Genomic DNA, 13858 nt, shown 5'->3' on the forward strand with positions numbered 1-13858 from the left:
CCGGCAAACCCCTGACGACTACCCCGGCGGGGGCCGGGCGCCACCCCGCCTGGTGCGGGGCCCCCCCCGGGGGCGGCGCCCCGTAAAACCCTGGTCCCGCGGCCCCCCGCCCCGTGTCGGTGATGGCGCGTCAGCGCCGATGCGGTGCCGTCGCTCAGGGAGCGCCGAAGCCGACCTTGCGGGCGGTGGGCTCGCCGAGCTCCACGTAGGCCACCCGGTCCGATGCGACGAGGACCTTGCGACCGTGGTCGTCCACCAGGGTCAGCAGTTCCGACTTGCCGGAGAGCGCGTCGCTCACGGCGCGCTCGACCTCTTCGGCAGACTGCCCGCTCTCCAGAACGATCTCGCGGGGTGCGTGCTGCACGCCGATCTTGACCTCCACGGCTTCTGTCCCTCCGAATGCTCTGGGTTCCCCAACGTCAGCTGGGGAAGGGTGCGCGGCCAGCCGCGCGGTACGCAGCACACATTAGCCCGGTACGGGGACGGAAACGGACGTCGCCGACCACGCCAGCAGCGAACACGGTCAGTGTGTGTCGTTGCCGTGCAGCGGGAAACCGGCGATGCCCTTCCAGGCGAGCGAGGTCAGCAGCTGCACCGCGGTCTCCCGGGGGACGGTGCTCTCCGAGGAGAGCCAGTACCGGGCCACCACCTGGGAGACCCCGCCCAGGCCCACGGCCAGCAGCATCGACTCGTTCCGCGACAGCCCGGTGTCCTCGGCGATCACCGCGCTGATCGCCTCGGCGCACTCCAGGGACACCTTGTCCACCCGCTCGCGCACGGCCGGCTCGTTGGTCAGGTCCGACTCGAAGACCAGCCGGAAGGCGCCGCCCGGGTCCTCCACGTACGCGAAGTAGGCGTCCATGGTGGCCGCCACCCGCAGCTTGTTGTCGGAGGTCGACTCAAGAGCCGTGCGCACCGAGTGCAGCAGCGCCTCGCAGTGCTGGTCGAGCAGGGCCAGGTACAGCTCCAGCTTCCCGGGGAAGTGCTGGTAGAGCACCGGCTTGCTGACGCCCGCCCGCTCGGCGATGTCGTCCATCGCCGCCGCGTGGTAGCCCTGCGCGACGAAGACTTCCTGGGCCGCGCCCAGGAGCTGGTTGCGCCGCGCTCGTCGTGGCAGGCGTGTGCCCCGCGGGCGCGCCGCCTCGGTCTGCTCGATGGCGCTCACGCTGCCTCCCAGAGATCGTTCCGTTCGCGGCCCGTACAAGGTGGTGCACCGCGGCCGTCATCGTACTTTTGGGTAACGGGGCTGTGCGCGGTCCGCGGGGAGAAATTCTGCCCGGCTCCGCTCTCCGAAGGCGACATAACGCCCCAGGTCATCGGTATTCGTCTTCGTTGAGCTCGACGACCCGGGCCTGTTCGGCGCGGTCCGCCTCGTTCGCGGAGAAGCTGCTGCCGGTCACCTTCTCCTCGCGCTGCGCCGCGAGTTCGGAGTACTTCTCGGCGGTGTCGGCTTCCGGCTCCTCCACGCCGATCCTGGTGATGGTCGGAGCCTCGGCCGCTTCCTTGAAGGTGTCGGGTTCTGTCGGGTCGACGCGCATGATGGCTCCCTTCCCGGTGCTCGCCTGGGGCCGTGGCCCGTCGTGGGCGGCCGCCCTAGATACGAGCCTAGGAGAGTGCCCGCAACCGCGCGATGCGGTGTGTGACGGCGAACACACGATCGGGGGCGTGATCGTCTCGTAACATCGAGACCATGTCTTCGACCGAGTCGCCGGACGCCGCGACAGCCGCCGCCCTCCCGGTTCCGCCGGCCGGTTCAGGGGCCCCGGACGAGTTGGTCGAGCGGTTGACGCTGGTCTCGCCGCCGCGGTTGACGATGGCGGTCCGGACCCCGGCCGCGCGCCCGGGCGCCCCGGCGGACGCCGCCGCGCCGGCCCGCGAGCCCGCGCTGTACGTCCATGGCCTGGGCGGCTCGTCCCAGAACTGGTCGGCCCTGATGCCGCTGCTCGCCGACCGGCTGGACGGCGCCGCGATCGACCTCCCCGGCTGCGGTGAGTCACCGCCCCCTCAGGACGGCGACTACGCGGTCTCCGCGCAGGCCCGCGCGGTCATCCGCTACCTCGACGCGGTCGGCCGCGGCCCCGTCCACCTCATCGGCAACTCCATGGGCGGCGCCGCCGCGACCCGGGTCGCCGCCGTCCGCCCCGACTTGGTCCGCACCCTCACCCTCATCTCGCCCGCGCTGCCCGAACTCCGGCCGCAGCGCACGGCGATGCCCACCGCACTGCTCGCGGTCCCCGGCGTGGCCCGGCTGTTCGGCCGCCTCACCCGCGACTGGACGCCCGAGCAGCGCACCCGCGAGGTGCTGGCGCTGTGCTACGGCGACCCCTCCCGGGTCACCCCCGGGGGCTTCGACGCCGCCGTCGAGGAGTACGCCCGGCGGCTGGAACTCCCGTATTTCTGGGAGGTGATGGAGGAGTCGGCGCGCGCCCTGGTGGGCGCCTACACCCTCGGTGGCCAGCACAATCTCTGGCGCCAGGCCGAACGGGTCCTGGCACCCACGCTCCTCGTCTACGGTGGACGCGACCGCCTGGTGTCCTTCCGGATGGCCCGGCGGGCGGCCGCGGCGTTCCGCGGCTCGCGGTTGCTGACACTTCCGGAGGCGGGGCACGTGGCGATGATGGAGTATCCCGACGTGGTGGCGCGGGCGGTCCGCGAACTGGTCGACTCCGTGGCGGCGGAGCCGGCGACGGCCGCCGGCGCAACCGGTGTCGAACAGCCCGCCGCGAACGGGAGTTGACGGCGCGTGGGACGACACAGTCGCCAGAGTGGAGCGCAGGGCCCGGCCGGTGAAGCGGCCGAGCCCGCAGGCAGTACGCCGTACGTCCCGGGGACGGGGCGCCGCCGCCGGAGGTCCGGCCCGGCGGAGGGCGACGGGACGGTGCGCGGCGGCCATCCCGAGCAGCACGAGGCCGGCGGCGGCTGGGGCGCGACCCCGGCGCGGCCGGCGGCCGCCCGCCCCGCGGGGGCGCCGTCCGCGCCGCAGATGCCGGCCGGTGTGCGCATCCCCCGCCCCCGGACCGGCGAGCCCGAGACCAGGCCCGCCGGCCCGGCCTCCGGTGCGCCCGGCACCGGGACGCCCGCGTTCGGTGTGCCGGTGGCCTCGCCGGACGGCGGATCGGGCCCGCGGCGCGACTACGTGGAGGCGTTCGACGGACCGTCCGCGCCGCCGGTCCCGCCCGTGCGCGCCCCGCGGGGCGTCACGGAGCCCCTGGAGCAGGTCCCCGGCGGGCCGGCCGAGGCCGCTCCGCCCGTACGCCCCGCCGGAGTCGACGGGTTCCCGGCCGACGGCGACGAGGTACCGCCCGAGGACGAGACCGCGACCGCCGCACGCGGGGGCCGCAAGGGCGGCAAGGCGCGGACGCTGACCGGTGCGGCGGCCGCCGCGGTGACCACCGCGCTCGCCGTCGTCATCGCGGGCCAGGTCGCCGAGCAGCGCCAGGACAGCGGCGGCGGCCCGCAGCCCCGCAGCGGCGACGACCGCAACGACGGCGGTACCGACCAGGCCCCGCGCCCGCAGGTCGGGGACGCCAAGGCCGCCGACTACGCCACCCAGATGACGCAGGTCTTCCCGCTGGACCCGCAGCTGACCGCCAGCGGGCAGTTCCACCCGGTCGGCGGCGACGCCAAGGCGCCCGGCCACGGGAAGGTGCTGCGCTACCGGGTGGACATGGAGCGGGGACTTCCGCTGGACGGCGACCTGTTCGCCGAGGCGGTCCACAAGACCCTCAACGACGACCGGAGTTGGGCGCACGGCGGCCAGCGGGCCTTCCAGCGCGTGGGGTCCGGCGACGCGGACTTCGTGATCACGCTGGCGAGCCCCGGCACCACCGCCGCGTGGTGCGCCAGGTCGGGCCTGGACACCACCGAGGACAACGTCTCCTGTGACTCGGCGGCCACCCAGCGCGTGATGATCAACGCCTACCGGTGGGCGCAGGGCGCCAAGACCTACGGCCCCGACAAGATGCTGGCCTACCGCCAGATGCTGATCAACCACGAGGTCGGCCACCGTCTCGGCCACAACCACGAATCCTGCTCCCGGCAGGGCATGTTGGCCCCGGTGATGATGCAGCAGACCAAGTTCCTCACCACGGACGGGGTGACCTGCCGCCCCAACTCCTGGCCGTACCCGACCGGGCACTGAGCCGGGCGCCCCTCCCTGCGCGTCGTCGATTGGGCGCGGTTCGTCGGGGCCGTCAAGTGCGGGGAGTTCGCGGGCTGAGTGCCCTGGCGGGCGGTCGCTCGGCGCTCCCTTAGCGCGCGGAAACGCCCCCAGGGGTGGAAAGTCACGCGTGTTCACCCCTTCCGGTGGCGCGATGGACAACCGTCCATCGCGCCACCGGCCCTTTTGCATAGCTTCTTCCTGCGAGTGGCGGGGACGGGCCGCGCCAGGACGCCGATATGGGAGGACGGGGGTGCCGTCGTGCGCATCGGACTGCTCACCGAGGGTGGTTATCCCTACGCGTTCGGTGAGGCGCAGGGGTGGTGCGAGCGGCTCGTGCGCGGGCTCGCCGGCCATGACTTCGCGCTGTACGCGCTCATCGCGCATTCCCGGCCGGAGGCCCGCGATCCGGCCGAACTTCCGGCCAATGTCACGTTGACGGGGCGGGCGCGGCTGTGGGGGGAGGTGCCGGCGGCGCGGCCGCGGGTCGGCCGGCGGGCGCGGCGCCGCTTCGCCGAGCACTTCGGTGACCTCGTGGCGGCCTGTGTGGCGGCGTCGGCCGGTGAGCGGTCCGCGGTGGACGGGCAGGCGGACCGTTTCGGCAGCGGTCTGTACGGGCTCGCCGATCTCGCCCGTACCGGCGTCGCGCTGCCCGCGCTGCTCCGCGGCGAGGATGTCGTCCGCGTGCTGGAGGCGGCCTGTCACGGTCCCGGTGCGCCGTCCGCCGTCCAGGGGGCCCAGGTCGCCGATCTCCTGGCGTGCGTCGCGGAGTTGGAGTCGGCGTTGCGGCCGCTGTCCCTGGACTGGTATGGCGAGGACGGCCTGGCCCGGGTCGCTCTGTGCCACGCCGCCTCGGCCGGTACCGCCGCCCTCCCGGGGCTGCTGGCCAAGCGCTTCTTCGGGACGCCGCTCCTGGTGACCGAGCACGGCGTGCGGCTGCGTGAGCACTACCTCGCGCACCCCGGCGCACCGCGGCCGGCCCCGGTGCGCGTGCTGCTCGCCGCGTTCCGGCGTGCGCTGGCCGCCGAGACCTACGCCCAGGCCGCGCTGATCACCCCCGGCAGCGGCCGGGCCCGCCGCTGGCAGGAGCGCTGCGGTGCGGACCCGGCGCGGCTGCGCACGGTCTACCCGGGCATGGACGCGGGCCCGTTCGCGGAGGTCCCGGACGCCGCGGCGGACGACTCCGCGACCCTGGTGTGGACCGGCGCCATCGGCCCGGACAAGGGCCTCATCGGGCTGCTGCACGCCTTCGCCGAGCTCCGCCGGGCCGTGCCGGGCGCCCGGCTGAGGATCATCGGCGGCCTCGGCGCCGACCCGGAGGCCGCCGGCTACCGCGCCCAGTGCCGGGCGCTGGCCGTCCAGCTCTTCCCCGACGAGGCCGTCGACGACCGGACGGCCGGGGAGTCCCCGGTCAGCTTCGAGGAGATCGGCGACCCCACCGCGCCCACCGTCGTCGACGTCTACGCCTCCGCGACCGTGCTGGTGCTCTCCAGTACTGTCGAGGGCTTCCCGCGCTCCCTGGTGGAGGCGATGTTCTGCGGCCGGGCCACGGTCTCCACCGACACCGGCGCGGTCTGCGAGGTGATCGGCGGCACCGGTCTGGTGGTCCCGCCGCGCAACCCCCGCGCGCTGGCGGACGCCTGCCGGGCGCTGCTCACCGACCCGGAGCGGCGCGCCCGGCTGGGCGCCGCGGCCCGCGCCCGGGCCCTCGAACTGTTCACCGTCGAGCAGAACCTCACGGCATTTCGTGGCATCTACGCGGAGTTGCTCGCACGCGGACCGGTCGGTCCGGCGGGGTGCGGCGCCGCGGCCGGGGGCGGCGTCCCGCGGCCGTTCGCCCGGCCCGCCGAGATCCGGGTGCCCTGCGGGCCGTCGCCGACGGCCGCCGCCCGCCCGCCGAGTTGGGCGCGGGGCGAGCGGGCCGACCGGGCGGGGGGAGAGGCTGGGAGAGGTGAGGGTGCATGACCGTCCCCGAGAGCGAGGCCGCGGCTCCGGCCGCCCGCCCGGCCCCCCGGTTCGGGCCGGCCGATCCCGTAAAGGTCCTGATGCACCGTCATCGCGACCTGTGCGAACGGGCCGTCGACCCGCTGGAGATCGCCGCCGGGCTGGAGGTGCACGGGGTCACCGACCGCGCCGCCGCCCGCTTCCGGCACCGCGATGTCTTCTCGTTGGCCGAGGAGCTCTACGCCCGGGTCCCGCGCGCGGGCGGGCCGGAGCGCCCCGCCGTGCAGCGGGCGCCGGACCCGGAGGCCACGGCTGCGGGGGGCGGGGCCGCGCGCGGCGCGGTGCAGCTGCTGCCCGGCGCGATCGGCCTCGCCACGGTCGCCGCCCATGCCTCCGCCACGTCCGCAACGCCCCACGTCCGGACGGTGGTTGACGCGGCAGGGGTGCTGCTGACCCTCCTCGCGCTGCGGCTGGCGCTGCGGCACGGACCGCTGCGTCCCCGTCGCGGCCGCGGCTCCCGTACGGCGCTGCTGTGGACCGCCTGGCTGGTGGGGTACGCGGTCTACGGGGACTGGCTGCTGGCCCAACTGCTGTCCGGCGGGCCTGATGTGCCCGGTCCGCATCCCCGGGCGGCCGTCGCCGCCGCCGTCGGGCTGGTCTGCGCGGTCGCCCCGGCCGCCGGGTGCGCGCGGATCTTCGCGGTGCGGGCCCGGCGCCGGCTGGCCGTCAGCCGTGCGCTGGCCGAACTCGCCGCCCGCGTACGGCCGTTGCTCCTCGGGACCACGCTGCTCTTCGCCGCCGCGGCGGGGGCGCCGGCCGTCGGTGCCGCGCTGCTGCTCGGCGCCTGGGGGAGCCCCGGCGGGCGGTACGGCGTCGCGGCGGCGGTCGCGCTGGCGGGGCTGCTCTTCCTCGCCCGGCTGCTCACGGTGCACGGCTTCCCCGGCGCGGCGGCGGCCGGTACGGGCCTGGCCGTGGCCCTCGAAGCGGCGGCCCTGGCCCTCGTCCTGGCCGCCCGGCTGCCGGGGCTGGCACCGCTCGGCGCCCCCGTGACGCACCTGGTCGCCGCCGCCGGACCGGCCGCGGTCCCCGCGCTCGCCTGCGCGGTCGCGGGGCTGGGCCTCCTGGCTTGCGGACTGCGGGCGCTCACCGGCGCCTGCGCACACCCGCCCGCCCCCGCGCCCGACCGGCACGGGGGCACCCCCCTCACCGACGCGGCGGAGGCACACCGGCCATGACCCGCCGCACGCCCACCCCACACCCCCCTCGGCGCGGCGCCCCGATGCCGCCGCTCCCCACCCTCCGGCCCCCACACCGCGGACCTCACCCCCCATCCGGCCCCCGCCCCCACGGGCGGGCGCCGAACCCGCGGCCGGAGCCGGCGGAATCCAACCCGCTTCCCTCGATCCGCATGAGGAGTCCATACATGAACGTCCACCCGACCACCCGACACGCGCTCAGGGGGGACGCACGATGAGGGTGCTGCTCATCGGCGCCAACGGGTACCTCGGCCGCTATGTCGCCGACCGCCTGCTCGCCGACCCCGCCGTCCAGCTCACCGCCCTCGGCCGCGGGGACGACGCCGACGTCCGCTTCGACCTCGCCACCGGCAGCCCCGGGGCGCTCACCCGCTTCCTGGACGCGGTCCACCCCGGCGTGGTCGTCAACTGCGCCGGCACCACCCGCGGCGGCGCCCGGGACCTGACCCGGCACAACACCGTCGCGGTCGCCACCATCTGCGAGTCGCTGCGCCGCAGCGGGTGCGGCGCCCGCCTGGTCCACCTGGGGTGCGCCTCCGAGTACGGGCCCTCGCAGCCCGGTTCGTCCACCGCCGAGGACGCGGTGCCGCGCCCCGGGGGCCCGTACGGGGTCAGCAAACTGGCCGCCACCGAACTGGTGCTGGGCTCCGGGCTCGACGCCGTGGTGCTGCGGGTCTTCTCGCCGGTCGGGCCCGGCACCCCGGCCGGCTCGCCGCTGGGCCGGCTCGCCGAGGCGATGCGCCGCGCCATGCAGTCCGGCGACAACGAGCTCAAGCTGGGCGGCCTCGGGGTCCAGCGGGACTTCGTCGACGTCCGGGACGTGGCCCGGGCGGTGCACGCGGCCTCGCTGTCGGCCGCACAGGGCGTGGTCAACATCGGGACGGGGCGCGCGGTGCGGCTGCGGGAGGCCGCCGCGGTGCTCGCCCGGGTCGCCGGGTTCGGCGGCTCGCTGCACGAACTCGACTCCCCGCCGGCCCGGTTGGTGATCCCGGCCCCGGCCTCCGAGGGGCATCCGGCGGGCGGGCCGCCCACCGCCTATCCGTACCCGGACGGCTGCGGCACCTGGCAGCAGGCCGATGTCCGCACCGCCCGCGACCGGCTCGGCTGGCGGCCGCGGATCGGCCTGGAGGAGTCCCTCGCCGACATCTGGATGGAGGCCGCGTGCCGGATCTGAGCGCGCCCCCGCATCCGTGAGACGGATGTCCGCCTGCTGGGACGCCCGGACCCCGGGCGCGGGGCCCGCCCAGGCGCTGACCTGGTCGCGGTCACCCACCGTCGCCCGGACGTCGCTGCCCGGCTGCTGGGACGCATTCGTCTCGCGCACCGAAACGGGTGTCTCGGAATGAAGAAGGGCGTGGCAGTGTTACGGGGAGAGTCCACTCCGTCGTTCCCGGTTCCGGCCGGGGCGGGGGAGTCCCATCGACCGACCAACGGAGTCCCCGTGTCGCTGCCACCCCTGGTCGAGCCCGCTGAGGAGCTCACCGTCGACGAGGTCCGCAGGTACTCCCGCCACCTGATCATCCCCGATGTCGGGATGGACGGGCAGAAGCGGCTGAAGAACGCCAAGGTGCTGTGCGTCGGCGCCGGCGGCCTGGGTTCGCCCGCGCTGATGTACCTGGCCGCGGCCGGCGTCGGCACCCTGGGCATCGTGGAGTTCGACGAGGTCGACGAGTCGAACCTGCAGCGCCAGATCATCCACAGCCAGGCGGACATCGGCCGCTCCAAGGCCGCCTCCGCCAAGGACACCGTCCTCGGCATCAACCCGTACGTCACGGTCAACCTCCACGAAGAGCGCCTGGACTCCTCCAACGTCATGGAGCTCTTCGCGCAGTACGACCTGATCGTCGACGGTACGGACAACTTCGCCACCCGTTACCTCGTCAACGACGCCTGCGTGCTGCTGAACAAGCCGTACGTCTGGGGTTCCATCTACCGCTTCGACGGCCAGGCGTCGGTGTTCTGGAGCGAGCACGGGCCCTGCTACCGCTGCCTGTACCCCGAGCCCCCGCCGCCCGGCATGGTGCCCTCCTGCGCCGAGGGCGGCGTGCTCGGCGTGCTCTGCGCCTCCATCGGCTCGATCCAGGTCAACGAGGCCATCAAGCTGCTCGCGGGCATCGGCGACCCGCTGGTCGGCCGCCTGATGATCTACGACGCGCTGGAGATGACGTACCGCCAGGTCAAGGTCCGCAAGGACCCCGACTGCGCGGTCTGCGGCGAGAATCCGACCGTCACCGAGCTCATCGACTACGAGGCCTTCTGCGGTGTGGTCTCGGAGGAGGCCCAGGAGGCGGCGGCCGGTTCGACGATCACTCCCCGGCAGCTCAAGGAGTGGATCGACAACGACGAGAAGATCGACATCATCGATGTCCGGGAGCCCAACGAGTACGAGATCGTCTCGATCCCCGGTGCCCGGCTGATCCCGAAGAACGAGTTCCTGATGGGCACCGCCCTCCAGGACCTCCCGCAGGACCGGAAGATCGTCCTGCACTGCAAGACGGGCGTGCGCTCCGCCGAGGTCCTCGCGGTCCTGAAGTCCGCGGGCTTCGCCGACGCGGTGCACGTCGGCGGCGGCGTCATCGGCTGGGTCAACACCATCGAGCCGGAGAAGCCGGTCTACTAGAGCCGCTTCCCGAAGCCGCTTCTGAAAGCTGCTTCCCCGCGCTGACGCGAGAAGGCGCCGGTCCGTACCCGACGGACCGGCGCCTTCTCGCGCGGCGGGCAGCGCGTCAGATCTCGCCCCGGCGCGTCAGGTAGTTGAACGCCAGCCAGCCGGGCAGCACCGGCAGCCAGAACACCATCAGCCGGAACAGCATCACCGCCGGGAAGGCCGTCTCCCCGGGGAGCCCGGAGATCGTCAGCGCGGTGATCAGCGCGGTCTCCACGGCGCCCACACCGCCCGGGGTCGGGGCGGCCGAGCCCAGCGCGTTGCCGGCGAGGAAGGCCACGGCGATGCTCGCGTAGCTGAGGTTCTCGCCGCCGAACGCCCGGATCGAGGCGTCCAGGCACATCACGTTCGCCGCGGTCAGCAGCAGCATCCCGCCGATCCCGGTGATCAGCTTCCGCGGCTGCTGGAGGATGTCCAGCATCCGCGGCACCACGCCCGCGAACAGCGACCGCACCCGCGTCACCACGAGCTTGCGGAGCACCGGGACGGCGGTGACCACCAGGACCAGCACCGCCACCGTCAGCAGACCGGCGATGACCGTCCGGGACGGCGAGATGTCCTGGGTCTGCTCGGTGCCGGTCAGATAGCCGAAGGCCAGCAGCAGCAGGATGTGGCTGCCCAGCCCGAACAGCTGGGACGCGCCGACACTGGCCACCGCCAGCCCCGGACGGACCCCGGCGCGCTGGAGGAAGCGGGTGTTCAGCGCCACCCCGCCGATCGCCGCGGGGGCCACCAGCTTCACGAAGTTGCCCGCGATCTGCGCGAACACGGTCCGCACGAAGGAGACCTTCTCGGTGACGAACCCCAGCAGGCTCATCGCCGCCGCGATGTAGGTGAGCCCCGAGAAGAGCATCGCCACCAGCACCCACACCCACTGGGCCTTGCTCACCACGTCACCGAGGTTGAAGTTGGTGAGCTGGGACATCAGCAGGTACACCGCGAACGCACCGGCGATCCAGCTGAGCAGGATGCGCGGGCTGAGCCGCTCCAGCTTCGCCGGCTCGATCACCGCGGTGGGCCGGATCAGCAGCACCTGGTGGCGGATCTGGGCCAGCAGGTCCTCCTCCCTGGCCTCCGCCGACGCCTCCTCCAGGGCCCGCTTCTCGGCGTTCTTCTGGGCGTTGCGCTCGGCCCGCCGCGCCTTGCGGTCCTTGTGGTCCTCGGCGGCGCGGGCCTGCTTCGACGCCTCGGATGCGGCCAGCACCGCGTCCCGCTCCCGCTTGGACCGCTCCCGCGCCAGCTGGCGCAGGGTGGCCCGGGTGGTGCGGCTGAGCGCGATCGGCTGGAGCAGCGGCAGGCTGTCGGCCACCGCGTCCGGGCCGAGCACCTCGACGGCCGCGGCGACCGCCCGCTCGGCGCCGACCCGCAGCCCGCAGGTGGCCAGCAGCTGGGCGATGTCCATCCGCAACACCAGATCGCCGGCGGCGATCTCCCCGCCGCGCAGGTCGGTCAGCACGACGGTGCCGGAACGATCCACCAGGAGGGCGTCCCCGACCAGCCGCCGGTGGGCGATCCGCCGCGACTGGAGCGCGGCCACCTGGCGCCAGGCGCTGTGCATCAGCTCGTCGGTGATCTCCTCGTCCGCGAGCTGGTCCAAGCGGCGGCCCTCGATGTGCTCGTAGACCAGCATCACCGCGTCCGGGCCCAGCTCGGAGGTGGCGATCAGCCGGGGCGCGTTGGCCCCCGCCGCGATCGCCGCGTACGCCAGCAGCGCCTCCTGCTCCAGGGCCTGGCGCAGCGACTGGAGGCTGCGGCGCTGGTTGATCCCGCGCAGCGACAGCCGCCGCCACACCCGGTAGAAGAAGCCCTGCGCCTGCTGCTCCCGGTCGACGACGGTGACGTCGATCGGCGGGCCGTCCTCCAGGGCGACGAGGTAGCCGCGGCCCCGGTCGGGGTGCTCGGGGTTGCCGTCCTCCGCGCGCATCGCGCTGACCGGCCGGAAACCGACCCGGCGCAGCCCGGCCAGGAGGTTCTGGCCGGTGGGGCGGACGTTGGGGGAGCCGACGGCGTAGAGGGTGCCGAAGGCGACGGTCCAGCCGATCAGCACCGTCACCACGATGGCGAACGGTGTGGTGTACCGCCCGATGAGGACCGCGAACGCCTCCAGCAGCAGGACGCACCACATCGCCACCCGCCACCGGGGGCGCTGGGACATCCCGACCGCCGTCATATAGGCGATCACCGGCGCCAGATAGCTGTGCACCGGCGCGGAGAGCGCCCCGTTGGCCAGCGGCTGGGTGAGCGCGCTGCGGATCGAGGCGGGGGCGGCCTCGGCCACCCACAGGTCGGTGGCGAGCGACACCCCGTGCGCCAGTACGGCGGCCAGGACGCCGTCCGCGATCCGCAGCCCGTCCCGTTTGATCAGGCGCTCCACCGCGAAGGCCACCGGCACGATCAGCACCAGGACGCTGGAGGCCAGCCCCGCCAGGTTGATCAGCAGCGGCGGGGCCGCCCCGGCGCTCTGCCCGATGTCGTTCTTCAGGCCCTGGGTGGTGCCGTGCGCGAAGGTCGCCAGCGCCAGCACCAGCGCGATCCCGGCGATGCCGAGCAGCAGCCGGAGCAGGTCGGCGGGGCGGTGCACCCGCGCGGGCAGCAGCGGCTCGTCCACCGCGAGCCGGTCGACGTGGAACTCGCCGCGGTCCCCCTCGGGGCCGCCCTCGGCGCGGTGCGCGCCCGTACGGGGCGTGTCGTCCGCGGTCTTGTGGTGCTCCAGCCGCTCGTCCGGCTGCTGCCTGCCCTGGTCGCCCTCCTTCGTCCGCCGGCCGGGCTCGTGCCGCTCGGGTGGCTCGGGCGCCGTGGGCCGTCCTGGCCTCGCGGACGCCTCGGGTCGTTCGGCCTTCTCGATCGTGCTCGCCTTTTCGGTCGCGGAAGCCGGGGTCGGCTCCCGTTGCTGCGCCCCCGGTGTCGCCGCCCGCGGCCCTTTCGGCTGCGCGGTCCCTGCGGTCGGTTCCGGGGCGGTGCCGGTGTCGCCGGCGGCCAGCACATCAGGGGCGCCCGCCTCCCGCGGAGGCATCGCACCCTGCTGTTCGGCCGTCTCTTCTTGATCTCGTATCACCAGTCACCGTCCGGAAGATGGTGGCACGGCCATCCGGTCCGGGGAGGCATCAGGGTGCATTTGGGGGCCGGGGAAAGCCGAACTGTGACCACCGCACCGGGTCTCCGCCGCCCTCCGGGATCGCCCGGAACGGGCGCAGAACCAGGCGTCCAAGCCCATTGTCGGTGCTGTGCGGCAGGATGGACCGAATGAAGGGGACCGGAGACACGGACAGCGCAGGCACCGCCGGTGACCGGGCCGCGCCGGACGACGCAGACCAGCTCCCGGACTACGCGGAGCGGGTCCTCGGCGTCGCCGAGCTGATCCCGCCCGGCAGGGTCATGACGTACGGGGACGTCGCGGAGTGGCTCAAGGACGAGGACCACCCCGAGGGGCCGGCCCTGGGCGGCCCCCGGCAGGTGGGCCGGGCGATGGCGCTCTACGGCGGCGCGGTGCCCTGGTGGCGGGTGGTGCGCGCGGACGGCGCGCTGCTGCCCGGCAGCGAACTGCGCGCCCTGGCCCACTACCGGGACGAGGGCACGCCCCTGAAGGGGGCCTCAAGGGTGGCGGAGGGCCATATACCGCGGATCGACATGCGGCGGGCGCGGTGGGACGGCGGCGCCGGGGGCGAGAGCGGCGACGGGGGCGAGGGGGCCTAGGGCCGGTCGTCACCCTCCCGTCCGCCGGCCCGCCTTCCGGGCGGACGCGGGCCGGGACGAGGGGTTCCAGGGCGCGGCTCGGGGCCGGCCGCTCGACCCGGTACGGTCGAAGACCGCCGTCCCGGCCGCGCGTCCGCGCGC

The 13858-nt window shown here is 74.6% G+C and carries 11 protein-coding genes; 7 read left to right on the forward strand and 4 right to left on the reverse strand.

Features of this window, described 5'->3' with window-relative positions; all coding sequences use genetic code 11:
- Nucleotides 1–154 precede the first annotated feature (154 nt).
- The 3 genes from ACIQE0_RS16140 to ACIQE0_RS16150 form a co-directional block, all read right to left on the reverse strand.
- Complete coding sequence (locus ACIQE0_RS16140; protein ID WP_366335231.1) at nt 155–382, reverse strand: DUF3107 domain-containing protein; 228 nt, start codon at nt 380–382, stop codon at nt 155–157.
- A gap of 141 nt (nt 383–523) precedes the next feature.
- Complete coding sequence (locus ACIQE0_RS16145) at nt 524–1165, reverse strand: TetR/AcrR family transcriptional regulator (RefSeq protein WP_366335229.1); 642 nt, start codon at nt 1163–1165, stop codon at nt 524–526.
- A gap of 148 nt (nt 1166–1313) precedes the next feature.
- Entirely contained in the window at nt 1314–1538 is a 225-nt protein-coding gene (locus tag ACIQE0_RS16150; protein WP_366335227.1) for a hypothetical protein, read from the reverse strand.
- Between the two features lie 152 nt (nt 1539–1690).
- Here ACIQE0_RS16150 and ACIQE0_RS16155 point away from each other — a divergent pair, with 152 nt between their 5' ends.
- The 6 genes from ACIQE0_RS16155 to moeZ all read left to right on the forward strand — a co-directional run bounded on the left by ACIQE0_RS16155 (nt 1691) and on the right by moeZ (nt 9979).
- Nucleotides 1691–2737, forward strand: a complete 1047-nt coding sequence (locus ACIQE0_RS16155) for an alpha/beta fold hydrolase (protein WP_402332441.1) — start codon at nt 1691–1693, stop codon at nt 2735–2737.
- A 6-nt stretch (nt 2738–2743) separates the two neighbouring features.
- Nucleotides 2744–4141, forward strand: coding sequence for a DUF3152 domain-containing protein (locus ACIQE0_RS16160; protein ID WP_402332444.1), 1398 nt, complete (start codon nt 2744–2746; stop codon nt 4139–4141).
- Between the two features lie 279 nt (nt 4142–4420).
- Entirely contained in the window at nt 4421–6124 is a 1704-nt protein-coding gene (locus ACIQE0_RS16165) for a DUF3492 domain-containing protein (RefSeq protein ID WP_402332447.1), read from the forward strand.
- Nucleotides 6121–7338: a hypothetical protein gene (locus ACIQE0_RS16170; RefSeq protein WP_402332450.1), complete on the forward strand. Its 1218-nt coding sequence runs from the start codon at nt 6121–6123 to the stop codon at nt 7336–7338. The genes ACIQE0_RS16165 and ACIQE0_RS16170 overlap by 4 nt, the downstream gene beginning before the upstream one ends.
- A 235-nt stretch (nt 7339–7573) precedes the next feature.
- Entirely contained in the window at nt 7574–8533 is a 960-nt protein-coding gene (locus ACIQE0_RS16175; RefSeq protein WP_366335217.1) for an NAD-dependent epimerase/dehydratase family protein, read from the forward strand.
- A 267-nt stretch (nt 8534–8800) separates the two neighbouring features.
- Complete coding sequence (gene moeZ / locus ACIQE0_RS16180; protein ID WP_366335215.1) at nt 8801–9979, forward strand: adenylyltransferase/sulfurtransferase MoeZ; 1179 nt, start codon at nt 8801–8803, stop codon at nt 9977–9979.
- Nucleotides 9980–10085: 106 nt separating this feature from the next.
- Here moeZ and ACIQE0_RS16185 read toward each other — a convergent pair whose 3' ends face one another.
- Nucleotides 10086–13037 carry a flippase-like domain-containing protein gene (locus tag ACIQE0_RS16185; RefSeq protein WP_402332454.1) on the reverse strand — a complete coding sequence of 984 codons (2952 nt, stop codon included), beginning with the start codon at nt 13035–13037 and terminating at the stop codon, nt 10086–10088.
- Between the two features lie 230 nt (nt 13038–13267).
- Here ACIQE0_RS16185 and ACIQE0_RS16190 point away from each other — a divergent pair, with 230 nt between their 5' ends.
- Entirely contained in the window at nt 13268–13717 is a 450-nt protein-coding gene (locus ACIQE0_RS16190) for an MGMT family protein (RefSeq protein WP_402332457.1), read from the forward strand.
- The last annotated feature ends 141 nt before the right edge of the window (nt 13718–13858 follow it).

Origin of the sequence: Streptomyces sp. NPDC093097, assembly GCF_044754325.1 — a bacterium.
GTDB lineage: Bacteria > Actinomycetota > Actinomycetes > Streptomycetales > Streptomycetaceae > Streptomyces.

Bases quoted from the DNA above. Each gene is read 5' to 3' on its own strand.
- ACIQE0_RS16150 (WP_366335227.1), bottom strand. From the start codon at position 1,538: ATGCGCGTCGACCCGACAGAACCCGACACCTTCAAGGAAGCGGCCGAG.
- ACIQE0_RS16155 (WP_402332441.1), top strand. From the start codon at position 1,691: ATGTCTTCGACCGAGTCGCCGGACGCCGCGACAGCCGCCGCCCTCCCG.
- ACIQE0_RS16170 (WP_402332450.1), top strand. From the start codon at position 6,121: ATGACCGTCCCCGAGAGCGAGGCCGCGGCTCCGGCCGCCCGCCCGGCC.
- ACIQE0_RS16175 (WP_366335217.1), top strand. From the start codon at position 7,574: ATGAGGGTGCTGCTCATCGGCGCCAACGGGTACCTCGGCCGCTATGTC.
- ACIQE0_RS16185 (WP_402332454.1), bottom strand. From the start codon at position 13,037: ATGCCTCCGCGGGAGGCGGGCGCCCCTGATGTGCTGGCCGCCGGCGAC.
- ACIQE0_RS16190 (WP_402332457.1), top strand. From the start codon at position 13,268: ATGAAGGGGACCGGAGACACGGACAGCGCAGGCACCGCCGGTGACCGG.